General features: G+C 50.9%; 20 protein-coding genes and 1 tRNA gene. 8 read left to right on the forward strand and 13 right to left on the reverse strand.

Features of this window, described 5'->3' with window-relative positions; all coding sequences use genetic code 11:
- Positions 1–47: 47 nt before the first annotated feature.
- Positions 48–1451 (forward strand): M48 family metalloprotease, encoded by a 1404-nt coding sequence (locus VIN76_RS08620; RefSeq protein ID WP_414696320.1) that lies wholly within the window; start codon positions 48–50, stop codon positions 1449–1451.
- A gap of 129 nt (positions 1452–1580) precedes the next feature.
- Positions 1581–2342, forward strand: coding sequence for a DsbA family protein (locus VIN76_RS08625; protein ID WP_332041429.1), 762 nt, complete (start codon positions 1581–1583; stop codon positions 2340–2342).
- A gap of 69 nt (positions 2343–2411) precedes the next feature.
- Here the strand turns inward: VIN76_RS08625 and VIN76_RS08630 are convergent, their stop codons facing one another.
- Together VIN76_RS08630 and VIN76_RS08635 are read right to left on the reverse strand one after the other, a co-directional pair.
- The gene (locus VIN76_RS08630) at positions 2412–3080 is read right to left on the reverse strand and encodes an RlmE family RNA methyltransferase (RefSeq protein ID WP_332041430.1); all 669 of its coding nucleotides are present in this window, start codon (positions 3078–3080) and stop codon (positions 2412–2414) included.
- Complete coding sequence (locus VIN76_RS08635; protein ID WP_332041431.1) at positions 3077–4186, reverse strand: Ppx/GppA phosphatase family protein; 1110 nt, start codon at positions 4184–4186, stop codon at positions 3077–3079. The genes VIN76_RS08630 and VIN76_RS08635 overlap by 4 nt, the downstream gene beginning before the upstream one ends.
- 235 nt (positions 4187–4421) lie before the next feature.
- Between VIN76_RS08635 and VIN76_RS08640 the strand changes: the two genes are divergently transcribed.
- The 6 genes from VIN76_RS08640 to VIN76_RS08665 all read left to right on the forward strand — a co-directional run bounded on the left by VIN76_RS08640 (position 4422) and on the right by VIN76_RS08665 (position 7594).
- Positions 4422–4495 (forward strand) — tRNA-Gln (locus VIN76_RS08640).
- Between the two features lie 616 nt (positions 4496–5111).
- Positions 5112–5306, forward strand: coding sequence for a hypothetical protein (locus VIN76_RS08645; protein WP_332041432.1), 195 nt, complete (start codon positions 5112–5114; stop codon positions 5304–5306).
- Between the two features lie 183 nt (positions 5307–5489).
- Entirely contained in the window at positions 5490–5741 is a 252-nt protein-coding gene (locus tag VIN76_RS08650) for a hypothetical protein (RefSeq protein WP_332041433.1), read from the forward strand.
- 12 nt (positions 5742–5753) lie between these two features.
- Positions 5754–6383, forward strand: coding sequence for an SOS response-associated peptidase family protein (locus VIN76_RS08655; RefSeq protein ID WP_332041434.1), 630 nt, complete (start codon positions 5754–5756; stop codon positions 6381–6383).
- Positions 6384–6510: 127 nt separating this feature from the next.
- Entirely contained in the window at positions 6511–7392 is an 882-nt protein-coding gene (locus tag VIN76_RS08660; protein ID WP_332041435.1) for an SDH family Clp fold serine proteinase, read from the forward strand.
- 10 nt (positions 7393–7402) lie between these two features.
- Positions 7403–7594, forward strand: coding sequence for a hypothetical protein (locus VIN76_RS08665; RefSeq protein WP_332041436.1), 192 nt, complete (start codon positions 7403–7405; stop codon positions 7592–7594).
- Positions 7595–7678: 84 nt separating this feature from the next.
- Here VIN76_RS08665 and VIN76_RS08670 read toward each other — a convergent pair whose 3' ends face one another.
- From VIN76_RS08670 to VIN76_RS08720, 11 genes are read right to left on the reverse strand one after another with little or no spacing between them, the layout of a single operon-like run.
- Positions 7679–7858 (reverse strand): hypothetical protein, encoded by a 180-nt coding sequence (locus VIN76_RS08670; protein WP_332041437.1) that lies wholly within the window; start codon positions 7856–7858, stop codon positions 7679–7681.
- A 22-nt stretch (positions 7859–7880) separates the two neighbouring features.
- Positions 7881–13916: an acetyltransferase gene (locus VIN76_RS08675; RefSeq protein ID WP_332041438.1), complete on the reverse strand. Its 6036-nt coding sequence runs from the start codon at positions 13914–13916 to the stop codon at positions 7881–7883.
- A complete protein-coding gene (locus VIN76_RS08680; RefSeq protein WP_332041439.1) occupies positions 13906–14229 on the reverse strand; it encodes a hypothetical protein in 324 nt (107 codons plus the stop codon). The genes VIN76_RS08675 and VIN76_RS08680 overlap by 11 nt, the downstream gene beginning before the upstream one ends.
- Positions 14229–14858: a hypothetical protein gene (locus tag VIN76_RS08685; RefSeq protein ID WP_332041440.1), complete on the reverse strand. Its 630-nt coding sequence runs from the start codon at positions 14856–14858 to the stop codon at positions 14229–14231. Before VIN76_RS08685 ends, VIN76_RS08680 begins: the two co-directional genes overlap by 1 nt.
- Positions 14851–15090 carry a helix-turn-helix domain-containing protein gene (locus VIN76_RS08690; RefSeq protein WP_332041441.1) on the reverse strand — a complete coding sequence of 80 codons (240 nt, stop codon included), beginning with the start codon at positions 15088–15090 and terminating at the stop codon, positions 14851–14853. Before VIN76_RS08690 ends, VIN76_RS08685 begins: the two co-directional genes overlap by 8 nt.
- A gap of 54 nt (positions 15091–15144) precedes the next feature.
- Positions 15145–15597 (reverse strand): helix-turn-helix domain-containing protein, encoded by a 453-nt coding sequence (locus VIN76_RS08695; protein ID WP_332041442.1) that lies wholly within the window; start codon positions 15595–15597, stop codon positions 15145–15147.
- Between the two features lie 25 nt (positions 15598–15622).
- The gene (locus VIN76_RS08700) at positions 15623–15979 is read right to left on the reverse strand and encodes a hypothetical protein (RefSeq protein WP_332041443.1); all 357 of its coding nucleotides are present in this window, start codon (positions 15977–15979) and stop codon (positions 15623–15625) included.
- 56 nt (positions 15980–16035) lie between these two features.
- Positions 16036–16314, reverse strand: coding sequence for a hypothetical protein (locus tag VIN76_RS08705; protein ID WP_332041444.1), 279 nt, complete (start codon positions 16312–16314; stop codon positions 16036–16038).
- Between the two features lie 23 nt (positions 16315–16337).
- The gene (locus VIN76_RS08710; protein WP_332041445.1) at positions 16338–17216 is read right to left on the reverse strand and encodes a hypothetical protein; all 879 of its coding nucleotides are present in this window, start codon (positions 17214–17216) and stop codon (positions 16338–16340) included.
- A 12-nt stretch (positions 17217–17228) separates the two neighbouring features.
- Entirely contained in the window at positions 17229–17735 is a 507-nt protein-coding gene (locus VIN76_RS08715) for a hypothetical protein (protein ID WP_332041446.1), read from the reverse strand.
- Positions 17732–18094: a hypothetical protein gene (locus VIN76_RS08720; RefSeq protein WP_332041447.1), complete on the reverse strand. Its 363-nt coding sequence runs from the start codon at positions 18092–18094 to the stop codon at positions 17732–17734. Before VIN76_RS08720 ends, VIN76_RS08715 begins: the two co-directional genes overlap by 4 nt.

The following is an 18094-nucleotide window of genomic DNA, read 5'->3' on the forward strand; positions in this document are numbered from 1 at the left end:
AATTCGCCCGAATACTGAATTTCAGAGGACATCCCAAAAGGACAGATATGTCATCGCCGAATGATCATAAACGCAAGCATATTGCCTCTTTTTCCTTGTCCCGCATCGGGCATTTCATCATTGCGCTTATCACCATGTTTGCGGTCACGGCGCAACCGGTTGCCGCCCAGTCTATTCTACGTGACGCTGAAACCGAAGCGCTATTCAGTGACATGGTGGCCCCGCTGGTACAAGCATCCGAACTGGATGCCAAGGACGTGGAAGTTGTCCTGATCAACAGCAGCGAGGTCAACGCCTTTGTCGCGGGTGGACAGCGCATATACTTCTACTCCGGAACAATAGCCGAAGCGGATAGTGCAGTCGAGATACAGGGCGTTATGGCGCACGAGCTTGGCCATATTACCGGCGGTCATATCATCCGCTTTGGCGAAGGCATGAAAACCGCCACCGGCATCACTATCCTCAGCCTGATTCTTGGCGCGGCAGCCATTGCTGCGGGTGCGGGTGATGCTGGGGCTGGGATTTTGGCGGCCGGACAACAAGCCGCGATGGGCAAATTTCTTGCCTTTAACCGGGTTCAGGAACGCAGCGCCGATGCCGCAGGTGCGCGTTATCTTTCGGGCGCCGGTATCACTGGCAAAGGGTCAATCGACTTTTTCAAAAAGCTGCAAAATTACGAGTTCCGTCTCGGCATTCCTCAGGAAGATAGCTATAGCCGCACCCACCCGCTGTCCGGTGAGCGTATCTCCGTGCTACGCGATGTGTATCAAGCAGATTCTGCATGGGATAACCCTCCCGATCCAGAGATTGAAAAACGGTTCCAGCGGGTCAAGGCAAAGCTGTTTGGCTATATCAGTGACCCAGCCGTCACATTACGCGAGTTTCCGGAAACCGATCAAAGCATCGCCGCACGTTATGCCCGGGCCTATGCCTGGCACAAAAGCGCCTATCCAGACCGCGCCATGACAGAGGTCAATAGCCTTTTGAATGACGAACCGAACGATCCCTATTTTCTGGAACTGCAAGGACAGATATATCTAGAATCGGGTAACCCTCAAGACGCCATCGCCTCTTTACGCAAAGCGGTCCAGCTGACCAATAACCAACCCCTGATCGCCAGTCTGTTTGGCCATGCGTTGATCGCTACCGAAGACCAAAGTCATTTCGAGGAAGCCGAGCGTGTATTGAAAGCCGCTGTAGCAAAGGACAATCAAAACCCCTTCGCATGGTACCAACTGGGCGTTGTCTATTCACAGCAAGGCGATAGCGCTCGCGCACAGCTTGCCACCGCAGAAAGCGCCATGTTGTCACGCAACTATGGTAGCGCGATCCGCAGCTCGCAAATCGCCATGTCCGGCATAAAGGAAAACACACCGGAATGGATCCGCGCTCAGGATATTCTGTTAACCGCTAAGAACGAGTTTGAGCGGCAGGATAAGCGGCGGCGCTAAACCTATCCCTCAACAACCTTCTTCAAACAGTGCTCTTTACTAACAACTCTGGACAAGCGGAAGAAGCTGACCCAAGGGGGGTGAAGTTATTTGAAATGGTGAAACGTGAACAATATTAAGAGAAAGTGGATGATTATGGGAGGTGGCGCTTTGGCCATAGCTGCGGCAGCGGCGGTCTGGTTCATGCAGACAAGCGGTGCATCATCCGCAGGTGACGAAGCGGCAAAGGCCGCGCTTGCTGCGGGCATTGACAACAAACAAAAGGCCGCAATCGAAGCCATTGTGCGGGACTATATTCTCAAAAATCCTGAAATCATTCCCGAAGCCGTCGAAATATTGCAGAACCGCCAAAAAGGTGCGGCTATTAATGAAGTGCGCGCCCAGATCGAAACTCCCTTTGCCGGAAACGCCTTTGCAGGAAACCCCAATGGCGATGTTATCATCGTCGAATATTCCGACTTTGCCTGCCCCTATTGCAAGCAAACCACCGCCGATATTGCCCGCGTTTTGCAGGAAGACAAAAATGTCAAAGTGGTCTTCCGCGAACTTCCGATATTGAGCGAGGCCAGTAACGACGCCGCGTTAATGGCGTTGGCCGCGGCCAAGCAGGGGAAATATTACGCCTTTCACAAAACCATGTTCGCCACCGGCCGGCCGACCCCTTCCACCATCGAGAGCGCAGCTAAGGAAGTCGGTATGGACATGCAGGCCGCCCGCAAATTTATTGCAACTCCCGAAGCGCGCGAAGAGATTCAGAAAAATATTGAAGTCGCACGGCAGCTACAGTTCACCGGAACCCCGGCATTTGTTGTCGGCAACCAGAGCCAGGTAGGCGCGGTCGGCTATGACGGCATAAAGGAAATGATCGCCAAGGCCCGCAGCTCGAAATAAACGGCGGCCGCAGGCGGGGATTAACGGGGACTAAAATGGGTTATCTGATGATGCGCCCCGCACAAAGCCCTAGTCGCGTCGCCCTTTAAATCCCTGGGCAATCACATACCATTCTGACGAGCCTTTACGGCTTGCCGGGGGCTTGGCATGTTTCACGGTCTTGAAATGCTGTTTCAGGAAAGTCAGCAATTCATTGTCCGTGCCTCCGGCCAGAACCTTTGCCACAAATGTGCCGCCTATTTGCAAATTTTCCACAGCAAAGTGGGCAGCGGATTCCACCAGTCCCATGGTGCGTAAATGGTCGGTTTGCTGATGCCCGACAGTATTTGCCGCCATGTCCGACAACACAAGGTCAGGCGCGCAGCCCAGCGCTTCCATCAGCTTGTCCGGCGCACTGTCATCCATGAAATCCATTTCGAAAATGGTAACGCCATCAATCGGGTCAACTGGTAGCAAGTCGATGCCGACAATTTTCGCTCCGGGAACAAATTTGCGAATGACCTGTGACCAGCCACCGGGTGCAATGCCCAGATCGACCACAGCCTTGGCCTTGCGGACAAACTTGAACCGCTCGTCCAGCTCTAATATCTTGTACGCCGCGCGAGATCGGTAACCTTCTGCCTTTGCCTGTTTGACATAGGGGTCGTTAAGCTGCCGCTCCAACCAACGCGTGGAACCGATTTTCCGGCCCTTTGCGGTCTTTACACGCTCTTTGTGGCCTGATCTGCCCCGGCTCATGACTGTTGCCGTTCATGAGAGGACATGAGGGAACGCAAGATGCCTTCCCTTATCCCGCGATCAGCAACACCGACGCGGCTGGCTGGCCAAATTTCCAGAATGGAATCAAGTATCGCGCAGCCGCCAACTACCAGCTCCGCACGCTCCCGGCCTATGCAAGGTATCGCGGATCGCTGCTCTGGTGAACAGGCTACTAACATGGCGCTGATATCACGCATCGAATCTGCTGGAACAATCAAGCCGTCAATCACCTTCCGGTCATAATGGGGTAGTTTCAAGTGCAGGCTGGCCAGAGTTGTCACGGTACCGCTGGTCCCAAGCAAGCGAAAATCCTGATTTTCGGATATGGGCAAACGGCTGGCAAACTCGGCAAAACTATCCCGCACTCGCGCACGCATATTTTCGAACGCCTGGGCGCGGGCTCGCGGATTAGTGCTGTTATATTTTTCCGTCTCGGTCAGCGACACCACGCCCCAAGGTGCGCTCAGCCAGTCAATAATCTGCGGAGCTGCTCCCGATGTATCGACCAGCACCAGCTCGGTTGACCCCCCGCCAATGTCAAAGATCAGCGCTGGCCCCTCTCCCGGTTCCAGCAAAATCTGGCACCCCAATACGGCTAGACGTGCCTCTTCTTCCGCGCTGATGACGTCCAGTGCAATGCCGGTTTCCTGCCGCACCCGGTCGATAAACTTGTCGCCATTACTGGCCCGGCGGCAAGCCTCAGTAGCCACCGAACGGGCGAGCGTGACATTGCGGCGTTTCAGCTTGTCCGAACAAATGGACAGCGCCGCAACCGCACGGTCCATCGCGCGGTTGCTGATCCGCCCGGTTTCGATCAACCCCTCGCCAAGCCGCACAACACGGGAAAAAGCGTCGGTGACAATGAACCCGTCAGAAGACGGCTTTGCAACCAATAGACGGCAGTTATTCGTGCCCAGATCAATGGCCGCATAAGACCTCAGCTTGGGCCACCGGGCGCCATTATAGTGTGAGGAAGACGCATTTCGCCTTCCATTTTTGTATGTCGCCGCATGTTTCGAGCGCGCCATCCTTGCGGATTTTCCGCCGTCCTGTTGTTGCGGCGATGGGGATAGTTCATCCGCCATAACCGTTACTCTTATGTTCCTCCGGATCGGATAATACCGCCGGTATTTGACCTTAGAGATAACGGTAGGGTGCCCCATGTGCAAGAGTTTAGCGAAAAAGGTGCGACAGGGTCAGCCCGGCGTGAGATTATATCCACCTGAACGAAAATTTCACGCCCTGCCATCAAAACTGTGCCGTGACATTGCCAAAACCCCTTGACCCGCCGAGACCCGCCGTTTAGAGCGCCCCCGACACTCCCCTGTCGTATAATGGTAATACCACGGACTCTGACTCCGTTAATTGAGGTTCGAATCCTCACGGGGGATCCAGCTTTTTCCTAGACTTATCAGATAGTTAAAAGACCCCTTGGCTCTTAGATTGCCGTTTTCCATGTTGCAAGACAGACTCGCAGAATACCGCCAATTTCCTTGCTATTACACTGAGTTCCGGCAGCTCCATGCAACATGGATGCAACATAAAATGAAACCGATCTATACATTTCTCAACACTGCTGAAGAAACTGCTCTGATTCTGTGTAGATCAGGAGAGTTTTCGATTACGAACGCATAGAGAACAATGATTGCTGAAAACTTTTTCAAATGAGATTTAGCCTCTTGTGTAACTGGGCATTCTATCCCTGCTCAACATTGTCAGGGAGTCGCTGCACCGCAGCAAAAAATCATGTGCGTTGATGTGATTCATACATACGACGAACGGATTGCCTTTAAAGTCATTTACCCTCTCGTGCATACGGTAAAGGGTCTCTAAACTAGTGACTGATTATCCTGAATATAAAAAGGCCCAGCGTTGGAGCGCTGGACCTTATTCAGGGTAGCCTCGCAATAACTGTTCTGAGACGCGAGGTTGGTAGAACCTGGTAATCGATGCTCTTGCATTGATAGTTATGCCCGTCAAGTCTCAGATCGCACCATCAAGGAAGGTAGAATGATGGTTGACGACAACAGGGGGCGCAAACGCGCTCGACTGACTGATGATGTAATACGCAAAATCTGGGAGCGCCTCAAACGAGGTCACTACCAACACGATATTGCGGCGGACTTGGGTATTAACCAAGGCCGTATATCAGAAATCAGAACAGGAAAACGCGGGCATCACATCACTGGACGCAGCCCGATGTAACGCGTTGGGGGGCAGGTTAAAGCCTGCCCCTTTTACCATTATCCTCCTCTCCAGCTAAAGAATAAGGTTTAATAATCAATCAGCCGCCCGTGTCAGGCATCTCATATATAGCATCCTCTCTTGCGACTGTTCTTATAATGTTCTCATATTACCACCCCGAATCACCGGGACAAAGGTAATGCTATGAACTGGAGACGCAATATTCAGGTACTCGATCTGGAGCCTGACGAACGGTTCGAGCTGGTCTGTCGCAAATGCAAGAAAATGCGTTGGCTGTCTGCGCAAGAGCTGCTGGATCGCGCAGATGCCAAATATTTATATCTTGAAGATGTAGAACGCCGCGCACGGTGCCGCCAGCGTGGGTGCGGTGGCACCATGCGTATGGCTCAAACTACCGAAGGTGAAACTACCCCTTTCGTTGGCGGTTTGGCGTGATAGACTGCTATTATGTGCAATCGATATGAACAGGCCGCAACGGAAGCCGCTCGCCGCGCTTTAAGGGTTCTTGAAATCGAGATGTTCAACAGTGCGGGATCTATCATCCATCCGCAGGGACAAGGTGAAATCGTCCGTATGATAGACGGCAAGCGAACGATCAGCCAGATGACATGGGGTTTCCCGCTCATAATGGCGGCCGTTAGAAAGCGAGCGAACGAACAGGGCAAGCACCCCAGGCCCAAACCGGTCAACAATGCCCGCACCGACAAACTGTCATCTCCATTCTGGCGTCGGTGGACTGGACCCGAATATCGCTGCATTATCCCGGTCAAACGCTATGCAGAAGCCTATGGCCCCAAAGGCAGCATGAAAGAGGCTTGGGTATCAATCCCGGATCAACAGTTAATGGCAGTTGCGGGTTTATTGCGTCCCAGTAATGAATGGGGCAACTGCTATACCATGGTCATGACGGATGCAGCAGGCGATGCAGCGAAGGCTCACAGTCGAATGCCGGTTATTCTGGCTCAGGACAATGTGGAAGCATGGCTGAACGAGCCAATGGAACATGCCGCCCACTTATGCCGGCCATGGACAGGATCAGTTGAGATTGACTGGACTAATCACCTCTGGGCTGGATGAACGAATTTATCTCAGATTTGAAAACCACAGACCGTTCTATCATTACATCAATCCTGTCCGAAACTGGTAAGGTGAAGATTCGACAGCTCAGCCCCGATATGACAAACGATAGCCGGGAGGACGTAATATGGCGGCGACACTAGCATTAGTAGATCGTGTAATTTTCGATACAGTTGAAATTGCTGAAAAGCGACTAGAGGAACATCTAGATTGCGATATACTGTATTATTATGGCGAGCTTCGGACCGGGAACTTCAATTCATTCAAAGATGTTATTGAGCGGATGGCTGAGCGCGGTGACAAACGAGAAGCGCTCGCTCTCTGCCTGACAACTCCCGGAGGCGAGGCTGAGGCGGTCGAACGCATGGTTAATGTTATACGCCATCATTATAATAATTTTTATGCGATTGTGCCTAATACAGCGATGTCAGCGGGCACCATATTTTGCATGGCAGCAGACAAAATTTACATGAATTACGCGTCTGCTTTGGGGCCTATTGACCCCCAGGTCCCTGATAGAGAGAATCGTGTTTTAGTGCCTGCATTAGGTTACCTCGATAAAGTAGATGAACTTATCGAAAAAAGTCGCGACAATACGATCACACCTGCTGAATTTTCTATGTTACAGAATTTGGACTTGGCCATGCTTCGTTTTTACGAGCAAGCTAAGGATCTCTCAATTAATTTGCTGAAGAAATGGCTCACCGAATATAAGTTTAAAAACTGGACGAACCACCGGACCAATAATGTGGGTTCAAAAGTTACTTCAGATCAAAAGTTGCAGCGGGCTGAAGAAATAGCTATGAAATTATCCGATAATAAAATTTGGCACTCTCATGGGCGCACGATACCTATGGGTGTGCTAAGGTCGGAATTGAAACTTGAAATCGAAGATTTTGGCGAAGATGATAATCTTAATCTAAATGTAAGACGATACAGCGATACTTTAACTGGGTATTTGGAACGGAATGGTTCACAATTCGCTATTTATAACAGGCATATCTTCTAAGGAACCCACTATGAGCATTGATATTATTGTAAAAGAAGCGGTTAAAGGCAGCAGAGGCAGATCAGGCGCGTTCGCAAAGCAACTAGAGAAGCACCGCGAATTTAGCACTCGTATGACGAAAGCCGGGTTAACTCCAAAAAAACAGAGTTTCAGCATTCCGCTGATGGAACGCATAACATTAGCACAAGTGAAGAAGGGTTAGTCTCTACATCAATTTGCCCCTGCATCTAGAGCAGTTTTATTGACAATTCTGCACTATAATTTACGAGCCTGCGCCGGTAGAAACTTAATCCAGCGGAACATCTTCCGGATACATTTGGTGAGCAATATCACCCGGTGTGCCTTTTCGCTTTTTCTGTGGCTGATCATGGCGCTCATAAAACGCTTTTGAACGCGCCTGAGCTGCTTGCCGCTGTTCGAATTGATATTTACGGTCGCGGTCTATCTGTTCTTGCGTCATTGACATATTGCATACTCCATTTCGTGATTTACTTAATTTTGCCCTTAGCAAGGCCTTCTATCCATTCGCCGATTCCGTCTGGATCTTGTTCGCCATAGGCTACATCAATAATAAATTGAGTTGAGGCCGCGACCTGGCCGGGTACCAGGCCTGTGAAATAGCCGGCCATTTCCATATAATTGCGTGTAGCGCGCTTGGTGTCTTCACCTTGGACTATTCGCACGGTGTCTTTAATGCTTCCAACTGCTGAACGGCCCAAGCCCTCGGCAGGCGTAAATGAATAACCAAAGCCGCTATCAACCGATGATGCTACATCACGCGCGACAGGGATAGGGCCGACTGATTGCAACATCATACGCTGTATAGCCCAAAGAGCAGGATCTTCATCTTCATCGGGGCCGCGACCGGCAAGCAGCTCGGCAAGAACAGGCGGCAAAATGATAAGCCACCATGCTCGCGCTAATAATCCTGGCACTGCTTCAACATCTCGGCTTTTGATAGCCGTCCCGCTATCTTGCACAAGCAACCGCTGGCGCTGGTAAAAGGCGCTCATATAGCTGTAAAACATAGTGAGGAGCTTCATCGCTTCGCCAGCTTTGCCGCGTCCGCGCTGAACAGCAGCAAGGTCTTTGGCAGCCCCTGAGCCTTGCGATTGGCGCACGGCTTTATCACCTTCATAAACAGATTGTGTTTCGGTTTTACCGAATGCCAGTGCTTTATTGTAAGCAGCGAGCCATGTAGGCACGGAGACAGCCCGATCCATATATCCAATGCCCATGAATGCGAAACGCTGTGCATCACTGATCAGATCAGATTTGCCCGCCTGCTTTCGCACAGCATCTCTAATATCGCGATCCAGATTACTCATCCGATTACGAACCTCGCCAGAACGCTCCAGGACGAAATTGCTAGTTTGCAGAGGGTTTTTCCAAAACTTCGCTATCGCAGGAGCCATGTGTTTTGCACCAACACGCTCAAAGCTGTTCGAATAACCGGCAGCTTGCATCATCATTGTCGATGCTCGGAAGCCAAGGCCAACCATCGTTGCATTCGTGCGTATCCGGGAGATCCATCTTTCCCAACCTTGCATTGCCTGATTGTCTACAGCCCATTCGTTCGCGATATGCTGGAGCCAAGGCCTTAGCTGCTTACGTTCGGCAGGGCCGATGCTGTTATCCATTGCCCGCATGATACGGCGATCAGAGATAAAGCGGTCAGCATCAATGACGGCCTCACGATGTGTTAGATCGTGAATTACCTCTCCAACATGCCGATTGATATTACCCAAGCTCAAATGGATCGGCCGCTCTACCGCGGTTCGTTCGTTCACAAATCCCCGTGAGGTTGCCGCTTTCCGATAGGTATTCTCGAACATATCAGAGTTGCGCGCCTGATTAATCTCCGCGTCAAAATCCCTACTGGCATCATAGACCACCGGGAAATAGCCGCCGCGCAGCTTACCGGCTTTCGTGTCCAATGAACGCGGCCGAATTTTCTCTGGTGCAACTCCGTTAAGCCGCTTTTCCATAGCTTCAATTTCAGGCCAAAGGCTGCCGATTGTGTCCCATACCTTTTGCACATAATGCCATTCTGCATCCGTTAGTTCTCGGTTTAGAACGCGCATGAGAGCATTTTCATCCCAGCCATAACCGCCTACCAATTTGGCAGTATTGCTTTCGTTACCCATATTCAGGGCCATACTGATAAGCTTTTCCCGGTTAGTAACGACTGGGAGGCCCGTAGCTGGATCTTGTAACTCTGGGATTGTGATCTTTTGCGACCAGCGCCTGATAGTGGCTTTGGGAATCGCCTTGATCAGACCATTGAGCCTTTCAATATAATCTTTGATCATTGCCTGCTCGCGATCTTGAGCATCAGAAATGCGCTTGAAGATCACGCGATTAAACACGCCGTCAGCTTTTTGGCTGTCCAGACGGTCGAAGATTGTTTCGGCCTTAACGAGAGAAGCTTCTGCGCTGATCACACCTGCTTTCAGCGAATCCCAGTTGCTAGGCTCTGTCAAATCATCAGCCGGGCGCTGTTGCAATACCAGCATATTATCCACGGCTTCATTCACCACAGCGTCAAACTCACGCTGTTTCTGATTATCGAGCAGGGTTTGCTTGGTTCGCCCCAGGTGCATGATTTGCTTCACAGCTTCATCAAGACCAATAAGCTCTTCCACTGTCAGCCTGGACCAGTGCTTTTTGCCAATACGCGATGCAAATGAACTTGGCACCACCAAATCATAGCCTTTAGATGACTGGCTTTCAGCCCATTCCTCAAATGACATGCGTGCATCGATACGGCGCTGGCTTTGAGGCAGAATATCAACAGATTGCAGCAATGCCTGCGCCTGTTCCAGATAATCCTGATCGACGGACTTCATCGTCCGCTTTTTGGACACTTCGCTTAAGCGTTTAATTGCCGTTTCAGTTTGGTCAGCGCGCTTTTTCGCTTCACTGATCAAAGCATTATTGAGCATCTGAATCCGCTTTTGCTTATAGGCTTCATCAATATTCTGCTCGATCATGGCAGCCTCGGCAGCACGAACAGCTTTCGCGGCCGCCCGGGCATATCGCTGGATAGCTTGGCGGCTGATAACATCAGTGACGACACCAGCGGCGATCTTGTCAGCCGCCCAATCTTTGGCGATCTTGTAGGGAGTAGGTTCCTGAGAGGTCCGGCGCGACAATGTCCGAAGCTCAGCAGCTATAATCTCACCCTGGCGTTCGTCATGCAGCGAAGCCAGCGCTTCCTCTTCGATTGAACCATCAGATAAAATATCACCGTAACGGTGCCGCATAAGCTCTTCGACTTCATAATCGATCAATGCCTGGCGCGGGCTGCGCTTATCGCCCGCTTCTTTCATGCGCTTGCGTTCTGTCTCTATACCCATGAGGGCTTTAATCATGTCATCGCCGGTATCGAAGCCGGTCATCTGGGCCGCTTCATCAGGGTCGATTCCACCATCCTTAAGAACCCGGACAGGAAGATTGCCCCCAATGGTGGAGCCGTAGCTTGCGAAGACCGTCCCTTTATCCATAGCTTGCACGTTCCGGAGGTAGTTTAGCGCGCGGTATTCCGGGCGATTATCGACGTCTTGCGCGATCTCTTTCTCAATGCCGCGCTCAACTTCTCTATATTCCTTCTCGCGCTTGCGGCGAACCTGTCCCATGACTTTGACCAACAGGTTATCATAAGCTGCATCCCGGGCACTTTCGACATTCTGACGATATGCACGAAACTCTTTCTCGGTCATGCCTGCTATCTCGGCATTGTCAAACAGGGCTTTCAGGCCTTGCGCTTCGGCAGCTTCGGCAATCTCTGTATCGGTTGCCAACATACGGGCCATTACGTCACGAATCTCGGGACTGATTGGAGCGCGCAGATTTTCCACAGCCCGATAAACGGCCAACATCCATGACCGGAACGTGTGGAATACCTTATCCAACACTCCCGAAGGCGGCTTACCTTCCATGATAAACCGCTCGACACCGCGCGCCCAGAGTTCGTGGGCATCATCTGGGATCGTTTTATCAACCTGGTAACCATTAATGGCAAACCAGTCAGCCACGAAGCTCCAATCTTCTTTGATCTGTGCCGGTGCATTGTCCAACGCAGCATCAGCTTTGAGCTCTTCAAGCCAAACATGGCCCATTTCATGGATGAACGTGCTTAGGTCGCGCCCCTCGAATAGGGATATCACAGCCTTATTCCCGTCAAATCCTACTTTGCCGCGCGCACCGTCATTGATTGATTGAAACAATACACGCGCCGAGATTTCATCTTCCTGGTAGCGCTGTAAGGATGTTTCGATCTCGGCTTTACTCGCGGTTGAGGGATCAAGCCCAAGACCGCCAAGGAAATTTGCCAGATCGTCTATACCATCTTTGAAGGTCCGACCGCGCTGCAAATCCTCTTCTCGGTAAACCGGATTACCGCCAACTTCTTCGGCAATCGCTTCGATCAGCAAATCTGTGTCAGCTTTCGCAATGAAGCCTTCCAGCGCAGCGGCCGATGCAACATCATCCAGCCCTTTGCTATCGGTGCCAATGCCAAAGAAGCCTGCCGCTTTCTTTTCCAGATAGGGGCTCTTGAAGCCAGGCTTGCGCCATTTATTCAATCCAATATCGCGAAGCTCACCGCCAGTATCTCGAACCCCGCCCGAACGGCTGATAAATTCGACCAGGCTTTGGCCGGGAGGCTCGTCTTTCAATGTTCCACGCAAGCCAGCTATGGCAATATCCAAATCATCCGCTTTTTGCAGAACGGGCCGTAATCGCTCCGGCAAAACCTGCCGTATTGAGAGATTATCCAGCTCGTTGCCTTCAAGATCACGTCCAAGACGAGCCGAACGTGTCGCCACGCGCGCAGTTACCAGTTCAGCCTGGGCTTGAGCAGCATCAGGGGAATAGCCAACATTTTGGAGATCACTCCGCATTTTGTCGAGCAGGCGTTCACGAGGTGCACGAGCTGCTTTCTCGCGAGCAAGATCAGCCTCTATCTCTTCGCCGAGCGTTTGCACCTGATCAGCCACTGCCTCATTGAAAAGGTCCGCCTCGCTCTTACTGACACCGCCAGCAGTCAAGCGGATATGATCTTTTAGCGCATCATAGGCAGGCGTCCCGGCCATTGCTTCCAGCGCATCTTCTATGGGGATGACAATATCCCCGCCATGCGTTTCGGCCTCAGTCAATTCAGTTTCAAGGCCTGAAAAGAACTCGCTTTCGGAATACATTTCAGATTGCATATATTCCCGGACTGCGGTGGCAGGAATGAAGACGGAATCAACCGGGCTGTTTTCTGAAACCTGCCTGATCAGCTCCTTAAAGGCTTCGGGATCACGGCTTTTAAGTTTGCTCTCAGCAGATGATTCCATGAGCTTATCGAGAAAGATTGCGCCAGCTTCTGCCCGCGCTTGATCGGTGCGGCCGCGAGCGAGGCGCTCAACACCTGTTGAAAGCCCTGCTATCGCGCCGGTCGAGGTCAGAGTTGATATGGCAGTGTCATAGGCTGCGCCTGGACGTTCAGCAGCGAATTGGCCCCATGTCTTTTCGGGGTTTGCAATGGCAGTATCAACAGCGTCCTGAGCAAAGGTTGCCACCTGCTCAGTCGGCATTTCCCTTGCCAGGTAATCACGCAAAAACTTGGTTGCACCAGCCTTCCCGAAGGCTTCGACAATGATGCCCATGGGAAGCTTCTCGGTAGCAACCTCAATACCGCCTTCAAGCAGGGCTCCAGTTGCAGCTTCGCCTGCCGTGCCGCCACGCACACGGTATTTGGCATAGGCCGGAGCGGCAGAATTTACGCCTGCATTGACCAAAGCAGGTATGCTTGAACGGGTCGCGATTGATGCCGCTATGCCGGGTGTTTGCCTTAACAGAGAAGCGCCGCCCTGGAACGCAGCGTTGGCTTCCCTGCTATGAAAGCGAGGCGAGGCGCGGTTCACGGCAATCTGATTGTCGATATAGCGTTGTTGCAGATCCTCTTTTGATAACCGCTGGATCAATGGGCCCGGACCAAAATTGAATTGGTAGCCCGCATCAATTATGCCCGCATCAATAGCGGACCAGGCAAGGCCGGTTTGAATGTCCCAAATGCCGCCAGCAAAGTTAGCGAGTAGGCCCGTTATTGTGTTGAGAGCGGTCGGAGACTTCGCCGAAGAAGGCTTAAGGGTGCCATGCAGTCTGGTCCATTCAACCGGATCAAACTTCTTGGCAAGATTGGTAACACCGTGGATATCGTCTGTGACCAATGTAGCGTTTTTATTTGTGGAAACCCACCGGCCTAATGATGGAAACTGGTTCACCGCGGCGATCATCGCATTGATGCTTTGTCTTTTTTCCACCGTATCAATGTTGTGAATAACTATCGGGGCAGGCAGGTCAGTTTCTCTTGAAAGCCGCCGCGATTTGGCAAGTTCGTCGGGCGCTGCGTTTGTAAGCTTAATATCATAAGCTATCCGCTCGTTACGCTCACGCTGGAAATCAGCAACAAGCGGATCATCAGGCTCAGTGCGCCTTGCACCGCGCCGCGCATACTCAAAGGGATCAGTTACCATGAGTGACCTCATCATTATTTAGGCGTTGCTTTATGGCTGTGCTGGAATCCTGTCCGCTGCTACTGTCGCTTGATTGAACACTCCAACCAGCTCGCTTGAAGTCGGCCACAGTTTGAGAATGTGACTTATTCGCCAGAGCTATTTGTGCATCGGCATCCAGAGGCCGCTTAACCGTAGCGGCCCAGATGGTAGCTTCGCTAGGGTCCAATGGCTGGAACTTCCAATCAGGCTTGCCGGTGTAGTTGATATGCTCGCCAGCCTTACGCAGAGCTGTTCCATCGAATGCCGGAACTAATACCAGATGACTGAACATCAGTTGTCGTTCACAAAGTCATCAAGGATAGATAGGCGGATACGCGCGCTATCATTGCGGCTCTTCATTCTGGACGAAAGGCTTGTATCTCTCACCGCGAACTTGGCATTATCGAAATTGGCACCGGCCAAATTCATGCCAGAGACGGTTAAATGCCCTGCAACAGATTCCTTGAATTGATAAAGCCCGGCATTGAAATCACGGAGAATGTGCTGGAACTCATGAGCGAGTAGCCCTTCATGCTTCTTTGCAACTGCCACAACTTTGCGACTTGATTGGTTGATCAATTCGGCATCTTGGCCCATTTTTTTTGCCATATCCTGAATGCGGGCAGCGGCTGCTTCTTGTATTTGCAGCTCCTTTTCTATTGCTATGCGATCAGCTTTTACGTCTTTTCGCGAAGCAGCCAGGCGATTAGCAGAAGCAGTGCGCTCAGCTTCCTTTCGGACAATCTCCAATGTTTCCAGGCGATCATCAACATCAGCAATACAGCCTTTGGCTTCGGCCGCCTGTTCTTTTGTGCCTGAGCCATCCGAAGCGGCCACCGCAGCGCGTTCGTAAAGTCTGACAGCCTCAATCCGTTGCTCTTGAAGCACTGCTCTGGTTTTCTCGTAATCCATGTTATCCATTGTCTTCGTCTCCATCATGTCTGATAATTTGTTGGCAGCACCGGCAGCGTTGAGCATTTAAACGTGCACCGGCATCCAGTGCCTGGGCCAGCTCGGTTTCACGTCTTTTCATGCGGTAGAGGGTGCGCTCGCTAATGCCATGCAGCTTGGCAATGCGCTCATGGCTAAGGCCAGCAGACGCGGCTAATCGCGCTGTTTGGATCATTTGGGGATCGGGTTTAATAGCTGTCATAGGAATTAACTTACACCTGACAGCCAGATTTTGAATCGCACGAGCTGCGAAGAATTATTTTTCTGGTTTTTCTTTCATTCCGGCTCGTTGTCGGGCTTTCGAAAGGATGCTTGCGGACGTGAACTGGTCAGACACTTCGAGCTCTTGCTTATCCCGCCAATCTTCTTTGCGCCTGTTTTTGAGCCAGAAAATTGCAGCCGTGGTATCAGGGGGAACATGCTCGACTATCTCAATGCAAACCGGCTCTAGACACCCGGCAGGCATGAAAACCTTAACGGTGTCGAAGCTATAACCGGTAGCGCGCCGATATAGCGATTGCTCGACCCGATCATCGGCAACCGCCTTGCCAACTTTCAATGCTTCAACCAGGTCAGCGTTGGTGTGCTTCAAGCGATAAAGACTCCGCTCAGACATATCGAGCAGCTCGGCTATTTCGCGATCAGTTGCGCCATTCTCGGCAGCAATACGAACCGCTTTCAGCATCGTTTTGGTTACTCGTTTTGTCATATTTCGTCTTTAGGGCATGACAGTTTTAAACTGAATCGTTCGACAGCAGCTTCCGGAAGTCCCGATCACACTTCGGCTTTTGCCGTTCTTTATACAATCTATTCAAGGCCGAAACCTTAAGCGACAATAGCGCTTTGAATAGTGCATCTATTGCCATTGGCCTATTGTGGGAGGTTCCTTCTAAAGCCATTATACGGATAGCAACCACCATTTGATCGCGTTTAGAAACAACCTCCAATGTTTCTTCCGTCGAGCATGCGCCTCCCATCCATTCGATAGCCAAGGGCAAACAATCTTTTGCTTCTGCCATCGCAAAGTCACGCATCTTCGTAGATAGATGATTACAGATATCTATTTGCTGGTGAGAAAGCTGTTGTTTCATTTTTTCCCTTCCGCTTGATTCGGCAATTATAGCATCAACGGTATTATAATACCCGCCTAAAACTTCTTCCCGACTAAGCCGCCTGTGATTTTGTTGTAGTAGCCAATCGCCTCCGCAGATTGCAGCGAAGATATTGCATCAGCAAAGTCATTTCTGCACATTTCAAAAGACAAAAGCCGGATTTTCTGCACTCTTTCCAGCAAGACACCTGAAAGACCATGATCAGGTCGAAGCTCGGATGCTTCTTTCAAAATGTTCATAGCTTCGTCCAGATTGTTATCGCACAGCTTTAGGGCCTGTATGAGAAGATCACCGGGCGTGTATTTGGTCTTCATGTGGGCATCCTTTCATCGGTTCATCATCTGGGCACGATATCGCTTCTGAGCGCTGCAAGCTTCGGAGTACTGAGATTGTCAGCTCCACCAACGAACGAAGCTATTTCCTGGACAGTGACGTTATTGTTATTTGCCAAACGCCGCTGCTTATCAGGGGTAAGACTTTTCCAGATCGAAGCAATTTGATCACGAACAGCATCTTCAAAACTCAACTCAGATTTTGGACCCGATTTTTTTTCGAGTGTTGTTGTTGCTGTTGTTGGTGTTTCGGGCAGTGATTTATCAGGCTGAGGTTCTGGGTTTTGAGCAGGGGGGTATGGCTTACATATAAGGGGTAACGATGTGTCACCATTCTTTGAAGCGTCGATTTCGTCATTTGGCGCAGTTTTGCGTAAATTGGCGAATTTTAATGGTGATGATGTGTTACCATTCTTTTTTGCTAATGGTGATGGAGTGTCACCATTACTGGCCTTTAATGGTGATACATCGTTACCGGCTTTCTGTTTTGGTTTTACCCAATCCCGATAATCATTGGTTGCCGCTTTGTGCTTATCGCCGGGCGTCGTATTGACGAAGGTCAAACGATATTCCCTTGACCGACGCCCCTTCCAATCGGCGGCCGCTTCGGTGTCCAAAAAGCCATGGCTCATAAGTTCTGCGATAGCTGCGCCTATCTTCCGTTTGTTCGAATTATTTAGGCGCGCGGTCAGATAAGCATAACTAACAGCAATCTTACCGTTGTTATATCCATTCATTTTTCGGACTATCTCTACCAGGATTGCCCTCGCCCATAATGAAAGGTCTAAATAGGCGTCACTATCCATTACGGCATGGGGAATCCCCGTCCAGCTTCCGCCCCGTGTATCGGCTTTGTGATCAGCTTGGTTGCGTTTTCTCCCCATGATATAGGAATCTTAAGCAACCAGCGTTTTGAAATTGGTTAGGATAAGCGCTTCAATTTCGGATTTGGTGCGTTCATTGAGTTGGCTCAGAAGATGCGAAAGTTCATTGGCATGACTCGTGGTTGAGTAAATGAATTTTACGGCTTCACCCTGAACAAAATACGCACCACCGGCCGCCGCCCAATCTGCAAGCCAAGCCTTTGGGCAAAACCTCTGCCTGCCAGCTAATCGGTAAAGATCCCGGATAAAGCCCTCCCAGACTGCTTGGGTAGCGTAGCGCGCCACTTCCTCTTCAACCTTTAATATCTCCAGTTTGGTAACAAGATCATCCAGGCTGTTGGTTTCGAAGCTGGCTAACTTTTCTTCTGCATGGATCAGGTCGTCCATCAGTGCATCAGGTTCATCGATCTGAGGCTCTTCTGAACGGTTATTAACGGCCTCGCGCGCGCTTTCAATATCGGTGAGAAGTTTCGCAAATTCACTGCGATTAGAGCTTGGTAAAGATGCCTGCATTTTCATAGCTCACCGCCTTTCCCCTGACGGCGGGAATATTCAAAGCTATCGGCTTCCAGTCTGGAGAGGCTCATCAGCCTGCTAATTCCATCCAAGGCGGCGGCAATAGATGCATCACTGATATTTGTCTCGCTAGGCCGCTCTGCATTGTCACGCCCTGTTGCGAATAGAGCGCTCAGGACTTCAACCATACCTTGTGCCTCGGTGAAGGGAGTTTGGCCGTCATCAAGGCTTGCAGCATTGAAGGGGGTATGGCCGAGATTGTCTTTCCAACTCGCCAATACCTCTATTCCGGCACGGGCTTTCTTTTGGTTTGTCTCTAATGGGCTGGCGGTATTGACCGCGCACATGCTATTGGTTTCCAT

It is taken from the genome of Parasphingorhabdus sp. (assembly GCF_036568145.1).
Classification (GTDB): Bacteria; Pseudomonadota; Alphaproteobacteria; order Sphingomonadales; family Sphingomonadaceae; genus Parasphingorhabdus.

Coding starts and splice junctions, on each gene's coding strand:
- VIN76_RS08620 (WP_414696320.1), top strand. CDS start 48: ATGTCATCGCCGAATGATCATAAACGCAAGCATATTGCCTCTTTTTCC.
- VIN76_RS08625 (WP_332041429.1), top strand. CDS start 1,581: ATGATTATGGGAGGTGGCGCTTTGGCCATAGCTGCGGCAGCGGCGGTC.
- VIN76_RS08630 (WP_332041430.1), bottom strand. CDS start 3,080: ATGAGCCGGGGCAGATCAGGCCACAAAGAGCGTGTAAAGACCGCAAAG.
- VIN76_RS08635 (WP_332041431.1), bottom strand. CDS start 4,186: ATGGCGGATGAACTATCCCCATCGCCGCAACAACAGGACGGCGGAAAA.
- VIN76_RS08645 (WP_332041432.1), top strand. CDS start 5,112: ATGATGGTTGACGACAACAGGGGGCGCAAACGCGCTCGACTGACTGAT.
- VIN76_RS08650 (WP_332041433.1), top strand. CDS start 5,490: ATGAACTGGAGACGCAATATTCAGGTACTCGATCTGGAGCCTGACGAA.
- VIN76_RS08655 (WP_332041434.1), top strand. CDS start 5,754: ATGTGCAATCGATATGAACAGGCCGCAACGGAAGCCGCTCGCCGCGCT.
- VIN76_RS08660 (WP_332041435.1), top strand. CDS start 6,511: ATGGCGGCGACACTAGCATTAGTAGATCGTGTAATTTTCGATACAGTT.
- VIN76_RS08665 (WP_332041436.1), top strand. CDS start 7,403: ATGAGCATTGATATTATTGTAAAAGAAGCGGTTAAAGGCAGCAGAGGC.
- VIN76_RS08670 (WP_332041437.1), bottom strand. CDS start 7,858: ATGTCAATGACGCAAGAACAGATAGACCGCGACCGTAAATATCAATTC.
- VIN76_RS08675 (WP_332041438.1), bottom strand. CDS start 13,916: ATGGTAACTGATCCCTTTGAGTATGCGCGGCGCGGTGCAAGGCGCACT.
- VIN76_RS08680 (WP_332041439.1), bottom strand. CDS start 14,229: ATGTTCAGTCATCTGGTATTAGTTCCGGCATTCGATGGAACAGCTCTG.
- VIN76_RS08685 (WP_332041440.1), bottom strand. CDS start 14,858: ATGGATAACATGGATTACGAGAAAACCAGAGCAGTGCTTCAAGAGCAA.
- VIN76_RS08690 (WP_332041441.1), bottom strand. CDS start 15,090: ATGACAGCTATTAAACCCGATCCCCAAATGATCCAAACAGCGCGATTA.
- VIN76_RS08695 (WP_332041442.1), bottom strand. CDS start 15,597: ATGACAAAACGAGTAACCAAAACGATGCTGAAAGCGGTTCGTATTGCT.
- VIN76_RS08700 (WP_332041443.1), bottom strand. CDS start 15,979: ATGAAACAACAGCTTTCTCACCAGCAAATAGATATCTGTAATCATCTA.
- VIN76_RS08705 (WP_332041444.1), bottom strand. CDS start 16,314: ATGAAGACCAAATACACGCCCGGTGATCTTCTCATACAGGCCCTAAAG.
- VIN76_RS08710 (WP_332041445.1), bottom strand. CDS start 17,216: ATGGGGAGAAAACGCAACCAAGCTGATCACAAAGCCGATACACGGGGC.
- VIN76_RS08715 (WP_332041446.1), bottom strand. CDS start 17,735: ATGAAAATGCAGGCATCTTTACCAAGCTCTAATCGCAGTGAATTTGCG.
- VIN76_RS08720 (WP_332041447.1), bottom strand. CDS start 18,094: ATGGAAACCAATAGCATGTGCGCGGTCAATACCGCCAGCCCATTAGAG.